The following is a 20,924-nucleotide window of genomic DNA, read 5'->3' as shown; positions in this document are numbered from 1 at the left end:
AAATTGGCCGAGATCAAAGTTAAGTCAAAATATCAAATTGTAATTGTAAAGCTGATTTGTTAATGCTATTTTTATTGACGCTTTTCTCACTATTGAGTTTAATTTCATAGTTATTAATGAATAGCTCTTTGCCCTTGGCTGCTCGCCCTTGCTTATAGTTATTCATACCATATTGTAATTCCCATTCGTAAATATGGGCATATTTAAAGTTATCTCTAATTTGTGGTGAATCATCATAAGTGATTAACCATTTATGGGGACATGGTTGTAAAATTTCAGCAAATCTGTGATGGTCAAAAGATGTATGTAAATCACCATCTTTGCCATATAGTTTAGATTTGGTAGCACTAAAATATGGCGGATCTAAAAATAAAAATACATTTTCATTCTCTGCATTTATTAATTTGCTGTAATCCAAATTAGTAATTTTAATATCTGGGGTTAAAATACTTGCTAATTTTCCTAAACGTTCTATAGAAGAATAAGTAAACCTTTTATGAAAAGCTTCTTGAGAAAATCCCCCTGATTCTACAGTTCCTGAGAAGGTAATTCTATTGAGTACGAAAAAGCGGACGGCTCTTTCTAAATCAGATAAACTATTAACATCAACACTCGTTAATTCTGTAAATAATAATTTACCATCTGTATATTTATCTTTAATTTGATGCACTTCTGCAACTAATCGAGATATATCAGATTGAGCAATTTTCCAGAATAGGAATAATTCTTGATTTAAATCATTAATCCAAAACTTCAGATGAGGCAACTTTTGTTTTAAGTAAATAAAGACTGAACCACCGCCTATAAATGGTTCTCGAAATTCAGCAAAACTTTCTGGTAGGTATTCAATTATCTGATTGATGGCTTTTGATTTACCGCCAGGATATCGGAGAGGGCTTTTAAGCATATATTTACAAATATTCAAATAAATGTATATTAATTTTATTGGTGTTTAAATACTTTATATGTCTCGTTCTGCTCCCTACCAACCTTTGTTGTTACGTATCCTGCATGGTGTAAGTGGCATTTTAGCGATCGCTGCCATGATTACAGGATTTCTGGTTTACAATACCTTCGATGGCAGATTTGGTAAAATCCTCATTCCTCGCATCGATGCCATTATAGATATTCACGGTACATTTGCAGTTTTTTTCTTGGTGGTTTTCCCGGCGATCGCCCTCTATAGTTTTCATGCGGGAAATAAACGACTATTACAACAAGATTCCTTACAAAACTTAACTCAGATAGGTAGACCGATTTGGTGGGTAAGTTTGCAGAGAATTACTAATACTTTGATGTTGATAGCCTCTGTTTTTGCTTTAATTTCTGGCAGAATGATGAAGGGAGAATGGCTGCCTACCGGAGAGTTAAATCACAGTTGGTATTATCTGCATTTGATTGCTTGGGTTGTGATGCTTTGCTGTTTAGCTATTCATGTTTTGATGTCTAGTAAAGTGGGTGGTTTACCTTTATTAATCTCAATGTTTTTGTTGAAGGTACGCGCAGAAGATACCCCTATTCATTGGTTGAATAGTTTGCGTAGTTGGTGGGGTAATTTCTCGGCTAATTTGGGGATACAGAATAATTTACTTTTGAGGGTTGTAGAGGTAATGGTTTTAGGGGGAATGATTGCGGCGGTTATTTTACCTTTACTTGCTGGTGGTTGAACATAATATTTTTAAACTCAGAGTGGCGCAGAGAGTTTATGAAAAGTTAATTTATAGAAAAGTACAGGAGGATTTGCAGTTTTTGGTGATTGAATCAAAAAAAGTAAATATACATAAATAATGATATTTAATTTGAGATTTTTAATTTTACATAGTCTCAAAGGGCAAAAGTAAAAACCTTTATCTATAAGATTTTTACTTATTTCATAGGATGTGCGGGCAATAATTCACTAAGCCAATTTTCTATTTGTAATCGCAAACGATAGCCAGGAACATCTTTTTTATTCGCCAGGACAGGTAATTGAGTCAGGGCGCGACGGTAGTCAGCGATCGCACAATTCCAATCACCCCAAATATGATAAGTTCTAGCCCTTTCAGCCCAAATATGGCCTTCTAGCTGACCAAATAGCAACGCATTATCAAAATTCTCAATTGCCTGGTCGTATTGTCCCAAATCGCGTAAAGTAATCCCACGGTTAATCCAGGCTCTTACATGGCCTGGATGAAAATCAATGGCGCAATCATAGTCAGCCAGTGCAGCCATTAATTCCCCACAAGCAGCATAATAATTGGCGCGATTATTGTAAGCACTAGCCAAATGAGGATTTAATTGCAGTGCTTTGTTGTAGTCGCGGAGTGCTTTGTGCAGTTCTCCACTTTGGAAGTAAATTAACCCCCGGTTGTTGTAATCCACAGCATTGTGTGGATGGCGTTTAATTAATTCGGTTAAAAGAGCGATCGCTTCAGTATAATTCCCCTGTTGAGCTGCACTCAAAGCGCAAGAACGTAAGTAACTGTCACCATTAGCCCCGTTTTCTTGATCAGGAAATGTATTATTAACAACAGAATGATAACAGTTATTTTGCTGTTCTCCAGCAGCTAGAAATGGTTGAATATTCATGTTTTTGCCTAAATGCTCCTTGAAATCAAGTTGGAATTGTTACTGTTGCGGTCGCGGTGATTGTGTGTCACTTGTGCAGGTGTCTATAATTACTTATTTACAATGACCAAATCACATTTCAGGAACTGCAACCAGTAAAAAACACACTTCATACAGACAATTAATGCTCTAACCTAGTTACAGATACTTCTTCCCCAGGTTAAATTCCTGAAACGAAGCATCAAATATTAATCTCTACGAACATTCCAGGAGTTAGAGAGACAAATTGGTAAAATGCCAAAGGCAGACAAGGTAAAATTTTTTTCCTAGTCCCCAGTCCCCAGTCCCCAGTCCCCAGTCCTATTTCTCATGACAACAATGACTTACCAAAATGCACCTGATTTAGCGGCTGATGATTATGTTGTGATTGGTCTAGCAACCTGCTTCATCAAAGAAGATGGAGAAGTTCATGAAGTCGAAGTCCTAGAACCCATCCCTTCAGCAGCTTTAGAAGCAATTTTCAAAGGTATTCCCACGTCCTATAAATTAGCTTGTGCAACCAATGTCGGTGCAGTCGTAAACGATGAACAGCCAACTTTCCCCACAGGGTTTCCTGATTCGGCTCAATTTGCAGATGAATTTGTGTCACGGGTATTTGCAGCAGCTCGCACTTACAAGCGGCGTGAAAGCGCACAAGCTTTGATCCCCGTAGGTTCAACCTACGCTGATTTTCAATATTCCGTAGATCGTAAGCGCATACTAAACGCCGCTAGATTAGTAACAAAAGAAGATAATGTGAAACAGCATTCTCACACTCACAAAGTTCTTTAGTCTCAGGTAGCTATGTTGAAACTGTATGGCGGTGCGCGTAGTCGGGCTACGATCGTGCAATGGTATTTAGAGGAACTAGAAGTTCCCTACGAGTTTGTCATGCTAGATATGCAGGCGGGAGAACATCTCCAGCCTGAATTCTTGAAAATTAACCCCATCGGCAAAGTACCAGCCATAGTAGATGGAGACTTTGTGCTATGGGAATCCGGGGCAATTTTACTTTATCTGGCCGATAAGTATGGCAAACACCCAGTTTCGCCACAGGAGCAGGCGATCATTAATCAATGGGTACTATTTGCAAATGCTACTTTGGGGAATGGTATTTTTCTCGAAGCCAATCGGGAACGGGAAACACCCCGGTTGTTGAATCCCTTGAATGAAATTTTTGCCCGACAACCTTTTTTACTAGGAGAGGAATTCAGCGTTGCTGATGTCGCGGTGGGGTCTCTCTTGGCTTACATTCCCATAATGCTGAAGCTGGATTTGAGTGCTTACCCAGCAGTTGAGCAATATATCCAGCGCATGATAGAAAGGCCAGCATATCAAAAAGCGATCGCCACGAGGAGTAATTCGTAACGATGCTCCCCCTCGCTTCGCTCTAAGCGCAGCTATGCCGCAGGCTTTACGTAATTCGTGTGTGCTTGATGGCTCAGGACAAATGAAGAACCCCACCCCGCTTGCGGGGTCTACCGTGTATACACAAGTTATCAAATCACTATCAGTCCTCGAATTACCCCACCCTAACCCTAGGGCTGTTTCATTTCTTAAAAGACTCTAATTTACAAGCGGATCAGTCAAAAATTCATTAGTCCGTAACAGTAGAATTGCCTACGAGATTCTACGATAAAATTTTTGTATTAAATTATACTAAAATAATACTTTTAAAACTTAGCTATACCTGTGGTTCTAGCCACCAAAGATCAGCATCTTGACCTTGACCGCGCCAATTAAATTGGCAATCCAGCGATGAATCGGTACATCTTGCCCACCCATCAACACCGTTTTTTGGTATGGTGGCTCTGGATAACGAATTGTGTTTTGCCAATAACGTTTGTCCTATATAGCCGTGTAGACTGTAGCGATCGCCTACATCTGAGTGTTACGCCAGCGCACCATTTTGGAGAAACCAAGCCAGTTTGTAGGGAGCGTCACATATCATAGCGAAAATTTCAGGTAATTTATTCGTGATTTCTCAATTTTGTCAGTTTTAAGGTTTATGTTAGATTTAAAATCTTTTTTATAATCAAGACAGAAATCTTTGTATCTACCAAAGGTTCTTATTTATCCTTAATCAGTAGTAATAATTTTTTAAGAATGCCGAGGATTCTTGTCATAGACGATGACCCAGCAATTTCAGAACTCGTTGCCGTCAACTTGGAAATGGCTGGCTACGATGTGAGTCAAGCCGAAGATGGAATTAAAGGTCAAGCCCTAGCTCTCCAGCTACAACCAGACTTGATCATGCTTGATCTCATGTTACCAAGGGTAGATGGTTTTACAGTTTGCCAGCGTCTGCGCCGAGACGAACGCACAGCCGAAATACCCGTTTTGATGCTGACTGCCCTCAGTCAAACTCAAGATAAGGTAGAAGGCTTTAATGCCGGGGCTGATGACTATCTGACCAAGCCCTTTGAGGTGGAAGAGATGCTGGCACGAGTGCGAGCATTATTGCGGCGTACTGACCGCATTCCCCAAGCAGCAAAGCACAGCGAAATTTTGAACTATGGGTCTCTGACTCTAGTTCCAGAGCGATTTGAGGCTATCTGGTTTCATCAAACCGTGAAACTCACTCATTTGGAATTTGAACTGCTGCACTGTTTGCTGCAACGTCATGGTCAAACTGTGTCCCCTAGCGAAATCCTCAGAGAAGTTTGGGGCTACGATCCTGATGATGATATCGAAACTATTCGCGTGCATATCCGGCATTTGCGGACAAAGTTAGAACCAGATCCCCGCCATCCTCGCTATATCAAAACCGTGTATGGTGCGGGATACTGCCTGGAATTGCCTAGTATTCCACCATCAAATGAGGGTGCTACCACATCAGTAGTTGAGTGAAATCTTGCTCAAGTCCCTTAATGATGGGACACACTGAGGAAGATACAGTTTGCAATGTAGGGTATCACAGGAAATTCTACTCTTCAAGCAGTCGCGCTGCGCGTGTCTAGATTTCGCTTCGCTAATTTACCCTACAGGTAAGCTTTGCCCGCAAATTGACATGACACATACATCGCTACAAATCAACGCTAAACTTTCCTAAAATAAATAGCACTCCCTGTTGGCAGAATCTAGGGAGTGCTATTTAAATAGTGCTGAGTTTTGAGTGCTGAGTGCTGAGTTTTGAGATGCGAGTTGTGAGTGCTGAGTTTTGAGCCAGGGTAAACTCACTCGTTACTCATAACGTATAACGTTTCCTAATGACATGAGGTAGATAATATTTCCCTCCTCGCCTCCGGGGATAGGGTTCTTTTACTCATTACTCATTACTCAGCACTCAGCACTCAGCACTCAGCACTCAGCACTCAGCACTCATTACTCCTGATTAGGGTGCTAAAGCGTTACCGCGAATTAAGCTACCAATTGTCTTGGCGGTGATTTTTAACTGGGTAAATGGGTTAGCGGGAACGACTGTTTTATACAGATAGCTATCAAAGGTGAGTTTTTGTACATCCAAGTCACCACACATTTCTACAAATGCTTCGCGGGTAGCATCGGAACGATAGAAGACTGTTTGTAGAATGTCTAACACTTTGTAAGTCAGACCGTATTTTTTATCCCAACGTTGGATATAAAGCTTGATTTCGTTCTCTGTAGGAATACGACTACCATTTTGGGAAATTTCCACAATGGTTTCTGCACACATCCGTCCAGATTTAGCTGCAAAGTAAATACCTTCACCGGAAGACTTGGTAACGTAGCCAGCAGCATCTCCGACTAAAGCAATACGACCAACTACACGCCGGGGACGGGGATGTTCGGGAATGGGGTGGGCTTCTACTTTGATGATTTTACCACCTGCTAGTTTTTCGCTGGCACGGGCGCGGATACCAGCTTGTAACTGTTTGATACTGGCTTTGTTGACGTGCATTGTGCCAGTACCGACGGCTACGTGGTCATATTTGGGGAAAACCCAAGCGTAGAAGTCTGTCGAAACGTCATTACCGACATACATTTCGGCCAGGTCATTGTAGTATGCCATTTTATCTTGGGGTAAGCGAATCCGCTCTTGAAACGCGATCGCATAGTTATAATCCCCTGCATCCATTTCTTTGGCAATGCGGGAATTTGCCCCATCTGCTCCGATAATTAAATCCACCTTCAGGGTTTTGGTAACGCCTTGTAAACCCCCATCACTATGATCAACATAGTGAATAGTATATGGATCGGTGTTATTTGATGGTATATCTACTTTATGAACAGTGGCATTAATTAAATTAGCCCCCAGTTTTGCCGCCCGATCCCGCAAGAAGCCATCTAGCACTTCGCGGCGGCACATTCCTATATATTCATCTTGTTTTATTAAATTGATATCAACCTCACGATTGGAAGGTGAAATCATTTTCATCTTCCGCACCTGGCGATCAATAATCTCTGGTGGTAAATCAAACTCACTTACCATACACAGAGGTATAGCACCTCCGCAGGGCTTGGCGTTATCTAGCTTACGCTCGAATAGATAGGTCTCAATCCCAGCCTTTGCTAGTGTTTCAGCAGCAGAGGAACCAGCTGGGCCTGATCCAACAACAGCAACCCGTAGTGTCAAAGGTTTTCTCCCAATCTTCACATTTACCGAAAGCATCGTACCACGGTCTTTTGGCTGATTTCTCGCTCTACCTCTAGGTTTTGACAGAAATGCAACATTCCTTAATATTTCGACACGGTAACTCAGTGCGGGACTAGGGACTAGGGAGAAGAACTAATGACTAATGACTAAATATTTTTAATCTAAGTGCAACAAGATATGGTATATATTAAATTACGGTAAGCCTAGCAATAAGCCGTAGTTAGAGTGGCAGAGGTACAGCACTTGTGGGCATAGTAGTTGAGAATGTATCCAAGCAGTTCGGAAGTTTTCAAGCTGTCGATCAAGTCAGCTTAGAAATCGACAGTGGCTCATTAGTAGCTTTATTAGGCCCATCGGGGTCTGGTAAGTCTACGCTGCTCCGTTTAATAGCTGGTTTAGAAATGCCAGATAGCGGCAAAATTTTGCTTACAGGTCAGGATGCCACAAATCAGAGTGTGCAAGATCGGAATATTGGGTTTGTGTTTCAGCACTATGCTCTATTTAAGCATCTGACAGTCCGGCAAAATATTGCTTTTGGTTTAGAAATTCGCAAGACCCCCGCTAAAAAAGTGAAAGGTCGAGTAGAACAGTTGCTAGAATTGGTGCAATTAAGTGGATTAGGCGATCGCTATCCGTCACAACTGTCTGGTGGTCAAAGACAGCGCGTGGCTTTAGCCAGAGCATTAGCCGTAGAACCCAGTGTATTACTATTAGATGAACCCTTTGGGGCATTGGATGCCAAAGTTCGCAAAGATTTGCGTGCCTGGTTACGTCGCCTCCATGATGAAGTTCATGTAACAACTGTCTTTGTCACCCACGACCAAGAAGAAGCGATGGAAGTTTCCGATGAAGTTGTGGTGATGAACCAAGGACGTGTAGAACAAGTGGGGACACCGGCAGAAATTTACGATAATCCCGCCAGTGCTTTTGTCATGAGTTTTATCGGCCCCGTGAACGTGTTACCCAGCACATCGAAGATTTTCCAAAGCAGTGGGTTTGATTCGTCACACCCTGATGTATTTTTACGCCCCCAAGATGTAGTCATTGAAAAGCAAGCCAATGGTACTACTGCACCTGCGACAGTCAGTCGCTTAATCCACTTGGGTTGGGAAATTCAGGTAGAGTTGACCTTAGATGATGGTCAAGTTGTAAATGCTCACTTGACGCGCGATCGCTTTAACGAATTACAGTTAGAAGCACAGCAGAAAGTATATGTCAAACCCAAGGATGCTAAATCCTTCCCCTTGTACTATTCCATATAGATTAAACATCCCCAAAAAAAGTAGAGACGTAGCAATGCTACGTCTCTACAAGGTTTCTGGATAACGCATATTTCATTTCTGGAGATGTCTATTCGGTTGTGTCTGGTAACTTAACCCCAAACCTCTAATTTTCTATTCAGTAAAAAATATTTTATTGCTGCCACCTAAATTGGGTGTACGGACAATAGTGACATTAAGATTGAACATGGATTTACATAACTATATGAGTTTATAAGTATATACTTAATAATACATCTTAACATTTATCAATACTTCATATTGTTTCAGCTTGTAATTTTAAAGGTAAGAAAAATTTCTAGTGTGCGATTTTTAAAGTTGTCTATGCTACCCTTCTCGCCCAAATAGGTAATGGTAGAATTACTGCACACTAACTAAAAAACATATTGAATTGGTCAGCAAGTGACCGTGATTACACAGGTACTTGGCTGCAATAACTCTTGAATTTGTCAGACAATAACAAGAGTGCTAAGTATTTTAGGCAGCAACCAAGAAATATTAGTGGTGTGAATAACTCAACGTATCATCAATGAAAAATTTCCTTAGTAAACATTCGTAAACTAAGAAATTTTTAAATAATATTACATAGTGGTAGAGAGGTAAGGAACACTGTTATAAATAGCAAGCAAATATAAAAAACTATTAAGTATAACCAACTTAAAGTTATTGGTATGAGACAAGCGTCACTCTAATTCTTAAGTAAACACTAATCACACAATTTTTTTGGAGAACCCATTAAAGAAAGTTATAGCTATTAAAAAATAGTTGTGATATTTACAAGTAGAAAAACGAGTTAATTATCATTTACCCCTGAAAATTCATTTATGAAGTCATGCAACATTGGCTGATAGATTATGCTGACTTGAAAATATTTAGCATTATCTTAAGGCAGTAAATAAATCAGACAAAAGTGCTACATATAGGGCAATTTTGCTTTGTTTTGGGAGATAGATTATTCATGATTTTCACTATGAACAACGTAATAAAAAAAAGCCAAAAAATAACTTAGCATTCACGTTAAGCTATAAAATTTTGATATCCAGTTACAAACTTGAATAACGGCATCAACGAGGACACAAAAATGAGTCAAATTATTCATCTAAATAGATTAATTGCCTTCACTGCTATTGCTTGTATATCTATGTTTAATGGCAAGCAGTTACACGTCAATGCGGAAGAAGTACCTAATACTCCTCAAGCAACAACCACCCAAAAGATTTGCTCTTTAGATCCTGTCGAGGATTTGTTACCAGCTCTACCCAATCAAAAAACCAGTTCGCTGTTTTCTTACCTTGCAGAACAAGGTTTTTCACGTAGTGAAGATGGGTCTTGGGTGTGCTATGTAAATGATCCTAACAAAGAGGGACGCTACTACACATTGTTTAAAGTTAAAGAGCAGGGCGGCAAGTTAATTGGTAGTTCTTTCTTAGATAATAGCAGTCTGATTTTAGGGCAAGATAGCCGCAGTTTAGACTTCTTTATGACTCTGATTGAGCGTCACACTAATGTCACGCAGGAAAATAAACCAAGTATACGCAGATATTTAGAAGCTTTTATCACTCTAGTCAAGGATGAAAAAATCAAACCCTCTCGTCGTGGTTTTCTCTTTGATCAGCCAAACCGCGCATTAATTATGTACCACCCACTAACAACAGGAGGACTCAAAGGAACAGCAATTACTATTAATATCCAATTACCTAAAAATATCAGTTCTTCTTCCCCTCAAAACTGATTATCTATATCTCACACTGAGATTTCCCAGCCTCATTAACATTAATTGCTCCTACCAAGCATTCAAATATTCTGTGTCATCTACCGGAGAAGGGTCTTGTTGAAATCGACTATCAAAAATATCACACTTGTCTGTTCGTCTTTAGTCACCGCACTGATTCTTAGCCAGACAGCTAATGCACAGCAGCAAGGACTAAATGTGGGTGCGCCGGTAAAGATTCCACAAGGACTAGAAAAACAGTATTTGCAGTATCAGCTGCAAAATAACGGTGCTGGTTTGCGTCAAATGCGAGTTATGCCTGCATGTGTTGTAGGCGAGGGTTTGCGCTGTGGTAAAACTGGGACGGTACTAGAGAAAATTATCGAGTCTAACGGTGGGCTAACTTATCAACAGATGTTGATGAAAGCAGCTGGTGGGGAAGATAACTTCAATAAATTTGCGACTTATTACGGTAACAATCGCAATCTGATGGAACAACCCATACCATATACATCCCTTTGGAGGAACGGGTCTAACCGCTTTCTTGATTCAGTCACATACACTTTGGGAGAGCCTCTGAGTCGTAATCGTGTAGCAGGTCTAGGAGATGTCACTAGCAAGTTCTATTGGTCGCCATTAAGAGGGCAAGATCCTTATAGAGCGTTTGCGGACATGAAATATGCCTTTGGGCGTGTCATGGTAGAAGAGGCAGCCAAAATTCCTGATCTCAAGCAACAGATAATTCAGATGAATCTAGAGCCTGAGGTGATGAGATTTTATCAGAACAACATTGCCAGAGCCATCAGTGCAATGAATGGGGGAAGAGATGAAGAATTCAAAGCAAGTATTTTGAGGCTACTTTCACAACCCTACTCTCAAGTAGACATCAATAATGGTGACTACGGACGTGTAGTTCTTGATGAGATGCCAGGCGGTTTAGTTGATTCAGGTGACGTGCTAACAGGTAATATATTTGATGATTCAGTCATAGAACCATTAGGCAATGTAATAACCGATGACATATCAGTCCTTGATGGCTCTCAATACTTTTCAACTGCATCAGATGGTTTTGGTGGAATTCTTCCCTGGTTAGTACCTCTTGCATTATTAGCGTTATTACTGGGATCAATTGGGGATCGAAATGGTTCATCAAGTCGTGCTGTTGCTCAGTCTGTTCCTGAAATTCCTGGGATACCAACACCACAACTTCCCGATAATGTATGCCCTGATTTGAATATTGGTGGTGGTGGTTCTGGGAATAGTGGTCAAGTGGGTGAAGTTCAATGTGATATTCCCATTACCCAGCCTCCAGAGGTGAAGAAGGTAGTAGAACCTTCTGTTTTGAAAGCCATGATTTTATTAACTTTAATCTTGTGCCTAGTCAATTACAAAAAAAGGCGTAGACAACAGTTAACGTAAAAATCTGATCTAGAATTTTTAGACCGCGTGGAAATGAACTTGATTTGATGAGTGTCTCTTGAAAATATATAAATATTTGAAGACAATATTAACTTAAAATTATGAGTAGAGAAAAAGTACAATAAGAGTTTAATAAAAATCCCTCAGTAGTCAGCTGAGAGATTACACGTTTTATTACTTTTCACACGAAATTTATCCCACTTCCATAGCATACCTATACTTTTCAAAATAAGTGTGCCAAAATGCCTATTGGTCATTAGTTATTCCCCTGTGTCATCGTTCAACTGACGCGGCTCGACTGAGCTTCCCTGCGGGGCGCGTCACAGCGTTTCCCCAGTCCCTAGGAGTTATTTAATTAATTTTGACTTTTGACTTGATTTATCCCCAGTCCCCAATGACCTGGCTACCTGCACCCAAAGATTTAAATTTATTACCAGATGAGGTTCATATTTGGCGATTTCGTCTTGGTGGAACAGAGTCAGAGTTGGAGCATTTAGCATTAACCCTATCTAGCGATGAACTGACTCGCGCTAACAGATTTTATTTTCCTGAACATCGGCAGCGTTTTATTGCCGGGCGTGGTATTCTCAGGAGGATATTAGGCAGCTATTTGGGAATTGACCCAGAACAAGTCAAATTTGATTATGAAGCCCGTGGTAAACCAGTGTTAGCAGAGGGTTTACAGCACAGTGGTTTATTATTTAACCTGTCGCATTCCCAAAATTTAGCTTTGTGTGCGGTGAATTATACTCGTCAAATTGGTGTAGATTTAGAGTGTATTCGCCCGATGTCCGATGTTGAAGCGTTAGCTCAAAGGTTTTTTCTAGCAAAAGAATATGATTTAATGCGATCGCTACCTGACGATCAAAAACAAAAAGTTTTTTTCCGTTACTGGACTTGTAAAGAAGCTTATTTAAAAGCCACTGGTGATGGACTAGCACAATTAGAGCAGATTGAGATAGCACTAACTCCCACAGAACCAGCTAGGTTACAGACATCGCCAGCTTGGAGTCTCATAGAGCTAGTGCCTGATTATAATTATCTTGCTGCTCTTGCTGTGGCGGGTTGTGGCTGGGAGCTAAAATGTTGGCAATATTAACCATCTAAGCCGTTTCCCCGAATCAGCCGACTGTCATTTTTATTAACGTCCAATAGCAGCATACCTAAAATTACGCCTATTTTCTGCTCGTCTTTGGTTGAAATTCATTATACCCAATCAGCGATAAAGCGTATCAACCGCAGTAGGAGCAATTTGTCCCATAGCTAACATCAATTTCATCAAACCTTCCATAAGCGGATTGTGATTGACAATAATTTGGGTGTGCTTGCCTTTGATTGCGCGTATTACCGCATTTGCTACACCTTTAGGCGTACTCATACCTGCTAGTTTGGGTGCAGATACACACGGATCAATAGTCATACCAGTTTCAGAAATATATCCTGGGCAAACGACGGAAATATTCACATCGCGGCCAGCTAACTCTTGACGGACGGCATCAGCCCACATAATCAAACCTGCTTTACTGGCGGAATAAATGCTATTAAAAGCAACACCTTTCTTACCGGCCAGCGAAGCAATGTTAACAATGCGGCCGCTACCTCGTTCCATCATGTTGGGGAGCAATAAACGAGTTAATTCCATAGCAGCCAATAGATTAGTTTTGAAGACAGACTGAATTTCTGATAGCGAATAATCTGCAAAAGCACTATTAATTTCTATGCCAGCATTGTTGATTAAAATATCAACATGGCCGACAATTGCGTGAACCTGCTGAATTAGAGATGATAATTGTGCTACATTGGTGATATCGAAGGGAATAGGGATAGCCCGACCACCTGCGGCATTGATTGTTTGACAAGTTGGCTCTAATCCTGAAGGGAAACGAGAAACACACACTACTGTTGCCTGCTCTTTAGCCAGAGCGTGAGCAATGTGTAAACCAAGACCGCGAGAGGCATCGGTCAAAAGCACTGTCTTACCTGTGAGAGTTGTCATTATAACCTGCTAGTACCTGTATTCTGATTGGCAGGATTCACGCATGATACAGTTGGTAAACTCTGTGCAGCCTAATTCAGACAGAGACACATACAGTTCAAACCATCAGAACAACTACCCACCCATCTACAACTAAATGCGATAAAGACAGCTACACTTCATACTTGCTTAGAGAACTTAAGCTGGGAGACTGCACTCATGTGGCAGAAAATTTAGGAGAATAGACCTATAACAGTGTTGATCGCCTTCTGTTGCAGAACAGGCATACAGTCAAGGATTTGTTCAATGAGGTTTAACTTTATATCAACTTCATTTATAGCATTTATTTTATGAAGCTAGTGTTAATAGCAAACTATTTATAGGTGACAGGGGACAGGTGACAGGGGACAGGGAGTAGTGTTAGACAATCACAAGAAAAACCCAGCCTCTCAAAGAAACTGGGTCGTGGACGCATAAAATTTAATTTTTTTTAACCTCTCCGCGTACCTCCGCGCTACTTTGCGTTTAAACTCGCCTAAGCCAGAGTCAAAAAACCACTCTGAAGTAAATACGCAATGTAGGTCATGAATAACTTAGAATCAATTGGCGCACAAGCAACATCACTACCAGCCAAAGCCTTCACAGTTTCTTCACAGCTAATATGAGGTCTTCTAGCTTTCAGGTACAAATCAGGAATAGTGAGTTGCTCATCAGACCAACGCTCTAAAAGAAAAGGACGCAAAGTGTATAAAGGATTATCCGTAGAAGTGGCACTTTCAATTAACTTCGCTTGCCATTCTTCGTAGGGAATGATGTTAATGTCATAACCAAAAGAGCGTACCCAGTCAACTAAGACATTCAAACCTACGGGTTCGGGATGTTGTAAGTGGAAAGCTTGACCGATCGCATCTTTTTGCATTGATAGATGTACAATCGCTTTGCTGACATAATCTACAGGGGACATATCCAACATATATTCCACTTCCGGGAAATATCCCATTTGCAGACAACCCTTAACCATCAAATTGATAAAGTCGTGGGTGTTACCGATACCTGTCTCACTGTCGGCGGAGATTAAGGGGGGTCTATGAATAGTAACAGGTAAACCGCGATCGCGCGCAATCTTGACTAACTTTTCTGCAACCCATTTAGTTTGGGAGTAACCTAGATAAATACCTTCCCAGTGGCTGAAATCATCATCTTCTTTTACTATCTGACCAGCATAGACAGGAGATTCAAACACCGCCACACTAGAAACATAATGCACAGGCTTCACTTTCACCTGACAAGCCAAGCGCAAAACTTCTTGAGTTCCCAAAACGTTAGCAGCCTTCAGTGCTGAGTAAGGGAAAACATAATTTAACAAAGCACCACTATGATAAATAGTGTCAATTTCCGCCGCTAAAGTTTGAAATTGTGTAGAGCTAAGACCTAACAACGGCTCAGATAAATCACCAAGGACAGGTATAACTCTAGACTTACTCCCATCCTGACAAATTCCATAGCGTTCTAAATTCTTTTGCAGCTTGCTATCACCTTCGTCCAGATTAGCAGCACGCACCAAACAATAGATATCAGCCTGAGTTTGCTTGAGCAATTCCCGAATAATAAAAGCACCTAAAAAGCCGCTAGAACCAGTTAAAAATACTTTCTTTGGTTGAGTTACAGGTAAAGCAACAGGAATAGCACCACCAGGATGAATTGTAGGGTCAAGAACAGCTTCAGCCTGTAAGTTCAAAGTGGGGGTATCAGAGAGGCTAGAAGTATTTTTTGGACGTACAACACCTGTGTCTTGTACATCTGATTTTTCTTCCACTTCTTCAGCTAAACGCTGTGATAATGATTCAATAGTGGGATAATGCCACAACAACAAAGGAGATGGTTGAAAGCCTAATAATTTCTCAAGTTGACTTACCATAGTCATGGCTTGAGCAGAATCCAAACCATAGCTTTCTAAATTAATACTGGGGTCAATTTCATCAGCTTCTACTGCTAGTAACTCAGCCAGATGAGACACCATCCAAGCTTGAATCTCTGCTGCACTATAAGATTGTGTTACACTCATTTTCAACTCTCCAATAATTTTCTACGCGTCCCTTACACCCCTATACCCCTACACCCCTATTTATTAAGAACGAACTGGACGATATTGCATATAGAAATCAGGGATTTGCATTCCTTGCAATCTCAAACTTTGAATGCGATATAAAAACGCTGCTCCCGTCATAATGTGATCAGCAACATCAACAACATGACGATTATGTGCTTCAGCTAAATAAGAACCCCGCACCCAGTCATTAAAACTTCCCATTGCTGGTCCGCACCAAATCTGATAATCTACTTCTCTACCTTTTTCACCCGTAATAGACCAACGAGAAGATAACCCTAAATACCATTTAAAAATTACAGCCATTTTCAGCTTAGGGTTATTAACTGCCTTGCCTAATTTCTCAGGATTTTTTTGTGATAAATAAGCAGCAGTTCCTTCCCAAGCCTCAGCAATAGTTTTGCGGAAAACCTGTTTTTCTAACTTCTCTCTTTCTGCCAGAGGAATTTCTTCAATTGAGTTATAAGTGCGGTACAATTCATACAGTTTTTGCGCTCGCATGGGGAACATAGTAGCCCGTTTGAGAACTTGTACCTTCACACCCATTTCAAACATATCGCCTGCGGGGGCCATAGTTACATCAGCCATTTCCGCTTGAGCTAATAGTTTCTTGGTATGCTCACAAGCACCAGATTCTACACAACCTTGATTGACTGAACCAGTAACTACATAAGCAGCACCCATCATAAAAGCTGCTAAGGCTGATTCTGGGGTAGCAATTCCGCCGGCTGCGCCGATTCTAATCGGTTGGGGATAATTATATTGAGCTTGAATTTCATCCCTTAAAGCAATTAGAGAAGGAAGCAAACAAACCAAGGGACGATTATCAGTATGTCCACCAGAATCAGCTTCGACAGTAATATCATCAGCCATTGGAACTTTAGCTGCAAGTTTAGCTTGTAACTCAGTAATTAAACCTTGTTCCAGTAATTCTTGTAGGATTCTCGGTGGTGCTGGCTGCATAAATTTACTCGCTACTTCACGGCGAGAAATTTTAGCAATGACTTTATTTTTGATTTCAATTTGATTTGCATTATTTAAACTTAGTCCTGCAACTCGGTAATAAACGATGTTGGGAGTTAAGTCTAAAAATGCCGAAGCTTCGACAACTTTCACCCCATATTTCAAATATAAATCCACAGCCCGGCGTTCGACTGCCATATCATTTGGACTGTGAATTAAATTGAATGCGTAGGGACTATGAGGTAAAGCTTGTTGAATTTTATTAATGGCTACTTCTATGGCATCTGGTGTTAAACCACCTGCACCAAAGGAACTCAAAATGTTATTTCTACCTAATGCAATGACCATTTCTGCTGACGCAATACCGCCAGCCATTGCACCAGTCATATAGGCATATTTTACGCCATAAGCTGAGAGAAAACTAGGGTCGCCTAACTGTTGACTGGGGATGGGCGCAATTGATGTTAATAGTTCTAATTGTCCTAATACGCCATGTTCGGATGGTGCTAAATAACCATCATTAGTTACACCAACTTTGCCTGCGACTTTGACAACGTAACAAGGTTTATCTAAAGCCAGTAATTTAGTTTTGATATCTGTTCGTTCAAACGCGACACAATCTAAAGAACCTTTCCAGACTAGATTGTGATTGTAAGTATGGCTAGAAAAGCCCAGACCATTATCATGTTTATTTATAATCGTCTCCACGGTCGTCACAGTCGTTCCCTCGCACGATATGCAATTAATTCCAGTCTGGTTTGTAGTAAGGACTTTAGTCCTTCTTCTTTAAGGACTGAAGTCCTTACTACGAACTTTAATTACTTAGCTTCTTCATTCAATAAGTCTTCAGCACAGACCATTTGTAATTGAATGATTTCACTCAGTTGCTTACTAAAATCTTGTCTGGATTTTAAAAAATCTGTGTGATTTTTAGTTATGCGTGCATTGTTTGCATTCAGCTTTTGATACTGAACCTTGTTTAATTCCAACATATTGATGATGGTAGTGAATTCGTCGTCGGTAACAGGTGAATAAGGAACTCTTTGAGGCGTTGCAGAGTCAGAAGTAGTTGACTCAGAAGATTGTACTTGTTCTTCAGTTTTAAAATCGTGTTCCATGATATTTTTCATGGAATCTTCTTTTGGTTCAACTGAGGGTTTAGGTATGGGGACAGCAGGACTTTCACTATTAGTAATAGACTGGAGAAAATTCAGTGAATTTATACCTAGAGAATCACTAAATAGTGGTTGTTTTGGCTGTCGTTTTTCAGCTATAGCTTGGAAGAGTTGACGATTTTCTTCAGTCAAGATTTTCTCAGTAATTGACTCACCACCCAGTGTGATAGTCCGCAGCATGGTTTTATTTGATTTGGTGGTGGCTGTGACTGGACTATATAGTGGTGATAAGTCTAAATTCACCCGATGACTCAGGAGTTTTCCTAACGCTTTGACAATGGAACTATGATCATCCATCCCGCGACGATTCAGGGATACGGTTATGTGTTCTTGGTCTTCGAGGATTTTATCTATCCAACGAGAACAGACACTACCCGCACCAGCTTCGATAAAGATTTTCGTCCCGTCTTCGTAGATGCGGTTAACTAATTTGGGGAAATCAAGTTCTTGAGACAAGCCTGTGGCAATACTACGCGCAATTACTCCACTCTCTAATGTGATAGTCTGATACTCGGCAGCCGAATAAAACACAACGCCGGGAATTTCTTGAGTTGGCAAAGTATTTAATTTTACCAATTCATCAAACTCCGATCGCATGGTTTGACAATGAATCACATGATCGAAGGGCGCAGGGAAAGCATTACAGCCGATAGTTTTAATCACCCTTTGACAAGCGGCTGGTTCACCTGCAATTAATACTTCTTCTGGGGTATTAATCTGTGTCAGATAAACACGGGTTTCGTTTCTGATCGCATCCCGCACTTGCACAGGACTAGCCATCAGCACATAATTACCCCACAGATTATCCCCTAAAGCCGTGGTAGATTTTGGTAATCCCCAATACTCACGCACCGCATTTTTTGGGCCAGATAAGCGATCGCCAAATAAGGCTGATGAGTTGAAAGAACTACTACCTTCATAGAAATTACTCCACACCCCTTGAGCAACCATCATGCTGGTTTCACCCAAGCTATAGCCAAACACATATTTGGGTTGGACTTGAAAATCATCCCGAATGACTGTGGTGATCAGTCTGGTGAAGAACATTTCTGCTTCAAACATCGCTAGAGAGTCTTCTAACAATTTCTTCTCTAGCTTCTCTAATTCTCTGGTGGTAAATTTGCTCAAGCTACGGGGAAACACAAGTCTTTCCACATCAGCCGCACGTTTGTAAATGCTCTGAACAAAGGGGTTATCGTGCAGTTTAGGGAACAGTCGGAAAAGATTACGACCAATACCTACATAGGAATTTACCGCCGCCGGGTACACATAAGCTACTTCACCCTTTTTACCCAGGGGATTGGCTGTAAAGTAACTACCTACAGGTGTTTGCCAATCTATCCCCCTGTCAAACGCCCCATTAATCCCTTTCCGCGCTGATTCAATTTCTCGGAGGAATTCTTTCTTATTCCGTCCAGTAATCGATATGGCGTACTGTGCTTGGGATTGCTGCTGATAGGTGTTAAAGGCTTGACTAGCACTCTCAGATAAAGAATCACTCTCTTGAATAATCTTTTGCAAGCTGTCTAAAGCCGACATTAAGCCAGCACGGTCATCAGCCGCCACGGGGAACAGATAAAAGGGTGTTTGCTGTAAATACCGATTAGGACGCTCTTGTTCTTTGACTTCTTCCGACAAAATTACATGAGCATAACTACCATCAGAACCCATCCCATTAATTGCAGCGATGCGTCGAGGAGCATTCTTACTGAGAAACCAAGGTCTAGATTCTGTCGCCACATAGAAAGGACTACCTTCAAAGGCTTCGGGAGTCTTCACACCAGACCAGTTAGGAGTGGCTGGGATGTATCTGTAATAGAGACACAGAGCCGTTTTAATTAAACTAGCAATCCCAGAGGCGACGAAAGTATGTCCGATATTGGCTTTTACACTCCCAATTGCACAGTGCAAGCCATTTCCTACTGATGGATAAGCTTTAGTTAAACCAGCAATTTCCGCTTCGTCTTCCTGGGGAATCCCACTAGCGCAAACTTCTACATAGTTTACTTGTTCGGGTTGGATAAGAGCGGTTTTTAGGGCTTGTTGACAACCTTCATCTATATTTGAGTGGGATTGACCGATACTAATGGCATCAATTACAGCATAAATGCGATCGCCATTTTCTAATGCTTGATCATGACGCTTCAGAACAACTACACCCGCACCTTCTCCGGGTGTCCAACCGTTGGCTTTTTGGTCATAGCTAAGAGTATTAGCACCAGTATTTATCTTTTCTGATTGACTACGTAATAATACGTTCTCAACACCGCCAGCTAAATCCACCGCACCGACAACTACAGCATCAACTTCTTCTGTCATTAGTAGCATTTGTGCCACTTCCAAAGCCTTGAATGCAGAAGTTTCTACAGATGTGAGAGTGAAGGAAGGCCCTGTAAAATTCCACAACGAGGAAATCCGATTGGCTGTAATGTTACCGATGTAGCTTAAGTATTCACCAATATCTACTTGATGGTGAATGCTATCTTTAACGATGGTTTCTAGTTGGGCAATTTTTTCTGGGGGTAGGGTAATTTCTGCGGCGTTCAGACCGTCTTTGACTTGCCAAGATGAATCCCAGCGTTGTTGTAGTTGGTGTACAGATAACTCTGTTTCTGTGGCGATAATGACGGCTACACTACCCCCTTCTGGAATCTTCGCATCTTTGAGGGCGCGATCGGCGACTGTGAGTAGTAGCAGTTGTTGGGGGTTGAGTTTTTCGACTTCGTTGGGAGGAATCTTATAAGCGAGGGTATCAATATCAAATTCTTTGATATATGCGCCTACGGGGGCTTTACCTTCTACTAAGCCGTACTTTTGTAATAATTCTTGTTGTGTTTCTATGCCGTACCATCTTTTAGGCGGTAGGGAGATAAAATGCTGCTTACCGTCGTAGATACTGCGTTCAAAGGCATCTAGGCTATTGCACTCACCGAAGAAGGCATCCATGCCGACAATAGCGATTTTGCCTGTGTTGTTATTTTCTTGTTCAAACATCACTTTACTAGCCTATCAATGTTGAATTTATGGGCTTTAGGCCTTTTGCATAAATACTTTGGCGTTGCTGAAAATATTATTTAGAGGTTCGCGCAAAGGCGCATTCGCGGAGCGTCCCGCAGGGAAGGCGCAAAGAAG

At 41.0% G+C, this 20,924-nt stretch carries 16 protein-coding genes; 8 read left to right on the top strand and 8 right to left on the bottom strand.

Features of this window, described 5'->3' with window-relative positions; genetic code table 11:
* Positions 1 to 19: 19 nt before the first annotated feature.
* Positions 20 to 907 carry a DNA adenine methylase gene (locus ACM0OR_RS15200; RefSeq protein WP_414577125.1) on the bottom strand — a complete coding sequence of 296 codons (888 nt, stop codon included), beginning with the start codon at positions 905 to 907 and terminating at the stop codon, positions 20 to 22.
* Between the two features lie 58 nt (positions 908 to 965).
* Here ACM0OR_RS15200 and ACM0OR_RS15195 point away from each other — a divergent pair, with 58 nt between their 5' ends.
* Positions 966 to 1,667, top strand: a complete 702-nt coding sequence (locus tag ACM0OR_RS15195; RefSeq protein WP_414577123.1) for a cytochrome b/b6 domain-containing protein — start codon at positions 966 to 968, stop codon at positions 1,665 to 1,667.
* A gap of 199 nt (positions 1,668 to 1,866) precedes the next feature.
* Here the strand turns inward: ACM0OR_RS15195 and ACM0OR_RS15190 are convergent, their stop codons facing one another.
* Positions 1,867 to 2,568 carry a tetratricopeptide repeat protein gene (locus ACM0OR_RS15190; RefSeq protein ID WP_414577121.1) on the bottom strand — a complete coding sequence of 234 codons (702 nt, stop codon included), beginning with the start codon at positions 2,566 to 2,568 and terminating at the stop codon, positions 1,867 to 1,869.
* Between the two features lie 348 nt (positions 2,569 to 2,916).
* On the opposite strand from ACM0OR_RS15190, the gene ACM0OR_RS15185 reads away from it, so the two are divergent.
* Both ACM0OR_RS15185 and ACM0OR_RS15180 read left to right on the top strand, forming a co-directional pair.
* Complete coding sequence (locus ACM0OR_RS15185) at positions 2,917 to 3,378, top strand: hypothetical protein (protein WP_414577120.1); 462 nt, start codon at positions 2,917 to 2,919, stop codon at positions 3,376 to 3,378.
* A gap of 12 nt (positions 3,379 to 3,390) precedes the next feature.
* Positions 3,391 to 3,954: a glutathione S-transferase family protein gene (locus tag ACM0OR_RS15180; RefSeq protein ID WP_414577118.1), complete on the top strand. Its 564-nt coding sequence runs from the start codon at positions 3,391 to 3,393 to the stop codon at positions 3,952 to 3,954.
* Between the two features lie 316 nt (positions 3,955 to 4,270).
* Here ACM0OR_RS15180 and ACM0OR_RS15175 read toward each other — a convergent pair whose 3' ends face one another.
* Entirely contained in the window at positions 4,271 to 4,423 is a 153-nt protein-coding gene (locus ACM0OR_RS15175) for a hypothetical protein (protein WP_414577117.1), read from the bottom strand.
* A 269-nt stretch (positions 4,424 to 4,692) separates the two neighbouring features.
* Between ACM0OR_RS15175 and ACM0OR_RS15170 the strand changes: the two genes are divergently transcribed.
* On the top strand, positions 4,693 to 5,436 hold the full coding sequence (locus tag ACM0OR_RS15170) for a response regulator transcription factor (protein WP_190697154.1): 744 nt from the start codon (positions 4,693 to 4,695) through the stop codon (positions 5,434 to 5,436).
* Between the two features lie 484 nt (positions 5,437 to 5,920).
* On the opposite strand, the gene chlP is transcribed toward ACM0OR_RS15170, so the two are convergent.
* Positions 5,921 to 7,141, bottom strand: a complete 1,221-nt coding sequence (gene chlP, locus ACM0OR_RS15165) for a geranylgeranyl reductase (RefSeq protein ID WP_414577140.1) — start codon at positions 7,139 to 7,141, stop codon at positions 5,921 to 5,923.
* A gap of 266 nt (positions 7,142 to 7,407) precedes the next feature.
* On the opposite strand from chlP, the gene ACM0OR_RS15160 reads away from it, so the two are divergent.
* From ACM0OR_RS15160 to hetI, 4 genes are all read left to right on the top strand, one after another.
* Positions 7,408 to 8,424 carry a sulfate/molybdate ABC transporter ATP-binding protein gene (locus tag ACM0OR_RS15160; RefSeq protein ID WP_323265966.1) on the top strand — a complete coding sequence of 339 codons (1,017 nt, stop codon included), beginning with the start codon at positions 7,408 to 7,410 and terminating at the stop codon, positions 8,422 to 8,424.
* A gap of 1,099 nt (positions 8,425 to 9,523) precedes the next feature.
* Positions 9,524 to 10,174 carry a hypothetical protein gene (locus ACM0OR_RS15155; protein WP_323265965.1) on the top strand — a complete coding sequence of 217 codons (651 nt, stop codon included), beginning with the start codon at positions 9,524 to 9,526 and terminating at the stop codon, positions 10,172 to 10,174.
* Positions 10,175 to 10,270: 96 nt separating this feature from the next.
* A complete protein-coding gene (locus tag ACM0OR_RS15150) occupies positions 10,271 to 11,572 on the top strand; it encodes a hypothetical protein (RefSeq protein WP_414577114.1) in 1,302 nt (433 codons plus the stop codon).
* A gap of 394 nt (positions 11,573 to 11,966) precedes the next feature.
* The gene (gene hetI, locus ACM0OR_RS15145) at positions 11,967 to 12,671 is read left to right on the top strand and encodes a 4'-phosphopantetheinyl transferase HetI (RefSeq protein WP_414577138.1); all 705 of its coding nucleotides are present in this window, start codon (positions 11,967 to 11,969) and stop codon (positions 12,669 to 12,671) included.
* A gap of 117 nt (positions 12,672 to 12,788) precedes the next feature.
* Here the strand turns inward: hetI and ACM0OR_RS15140 are convergent, their stop codons facing one another.
* The 4 genes from ACM0OR_RS15140 to ACM0OR_RS15125 form a co-directional block, all read right to left on the bottom strand.
* Positions 12,789 to 13,568 carry an SDR family NAD(P)-dependent oxidoreductase gene (locus ACM0OR_RS15140; RefSeq protein ID WP_414577113.1) on the bottom strand — a complete coding sequence of 260 codons (780 nt, stop codon included), beginning with the start codon at positions 13,566 to 13,568 and terminating at the stop codon, positions 12,789 to 12,791.
* A 514-nt stretch (positions 13,569 to 14,082) separates the two neighbouring features.
* The gene (locus ACM0OR_RS15135; RefSeq protein ID WP_414577111.1) at positions 14,083 to 15,612 is read right to left on the bottom strand and encodes a thioester reductase domain-containing protein; all 1,530 of its coding nucleotides are present in this window, start codon (positions 15,610 to 15,612) and stop codon (positions 14,083 to 14,085) included.
* 63 nt (positions 15,613 to 15,675) lie between these two features.
* Positions 15,676 to 17,334 (bottom strand): PfaD family polyunsaturated fatty acid/polyketide biosynthesis protein, encoded by a 1,659-nt coding sequence (locus tag ACM0OR_RS15130; RefSeq protein WP_414577110.1) that lies wholly within the window; start codon positions 17,332 to 17,334, stop codon positions 15,676 to 15,678.
* A 101-nt stretch (positions 17,335 to 17,435) separates the two neighbouring features.
* Positions 17,436 to 20,786, bottom strand: a complete 3,351-nt coding sequence (locus tag ACM0OR_RS15125; protein WP_414577108.1) for a PfaB family protein — start codon at positions 20,784 to 20,786, stop codon at positions 17,436 to 17,438.
* Between the last annotated feature and the right edge of the window lie 138 nt (positions 20,787 to 20,924).

This window comes from Anabaena sp. CCY 9402-a, assembly GCF_963920945.1.
Classification (GTDB): Bacteria; Cyanobacteriota; Cyanobacteriia; order Cyanobacteriales; family Nostocaceae; genus Trichormus; species Trichormus minutissimus.
The sequence above is the reverse complement of the archived record's forward strand: the minus strand, read 5'-3'. Positions and strand labels throughout refer to the sequence as shown.

Coding starts and splice junctions, on each gene's coding strand:
- ACM0OR_RS15170 (WP_190697154.1), top strand. CDS start 4,693: ATGCCGAGGATTCTTGTCATAGACGATGACCCAGCAATTTCAGAACTC.
- ACM0OR_RS15135 (WP_414577111.1), bottom strand. CDS start 15,612: ATGAGTGTAACACAATCTTATAGTGCAGCAGAGATTCAAGCTTGGATG.
- ACM0OR_RS15155 (WP_323265965.1), top strand. CDS start 9,524: ATGAGTCAAATTATTCATCTAAATAGATTAATTGCCTTCACTGCTATT.
- ACM0OR_RS15190 (WP_414577121.1), bottom strand. CDS start 2,568: ATGAATATTCAACCATTTCTAGCTGCTGGAGAACAGCAAAATAACTGT.
- ACM0OR_RS15200 (WP_414577125.1), bottom strand. CDS start 907: ATGCTTAAAAGCCCTCTCCGATATCCTGGCGGTAAATCAAAAGCCATC.
- ACM0OR_RS15140 (WP_414577113.1), bottom strand. CDS start 13,568: ATGACAACTCTCACAGGTAAGACAGTGCTTTTGACCGATGCCTCTCGC.
- ACM0OR_RS15180 (WP_414577118.1), top strand. CDS start 3,391: ATGTTGAAACTGTATGGCGGTGCGCGTAGTCGGGCTACGATCGTGCAA.
- ACM0OR_RS15185 (WP_414577120.1), top strand. CDS start 2,917: ATGACAACAATGACTTACCAAAATGCACCTGATTTAGCGGCTGATGAT.
- ACM0OR_RS15195 (WP_414577123.1), top strand. CDS start 966: ATGTCTCGTTCTGCTCCCTACCAACCTTTGTTGTTACGTATCCTGCAT.
- ACM0OR_RS15125 (WP_414577108.1), bottom strand. CDS start 20,786: ATGTTTGAACAAGAAAATAACAACACAGGCAAAATCGCTATTGTCGGC.
- hetI (WP_414577138.1), top strand. CDS start 11,967: ATGACCTGGCTACCTGCACCCAAAGATTTAAATTTATTACCAGATGAG.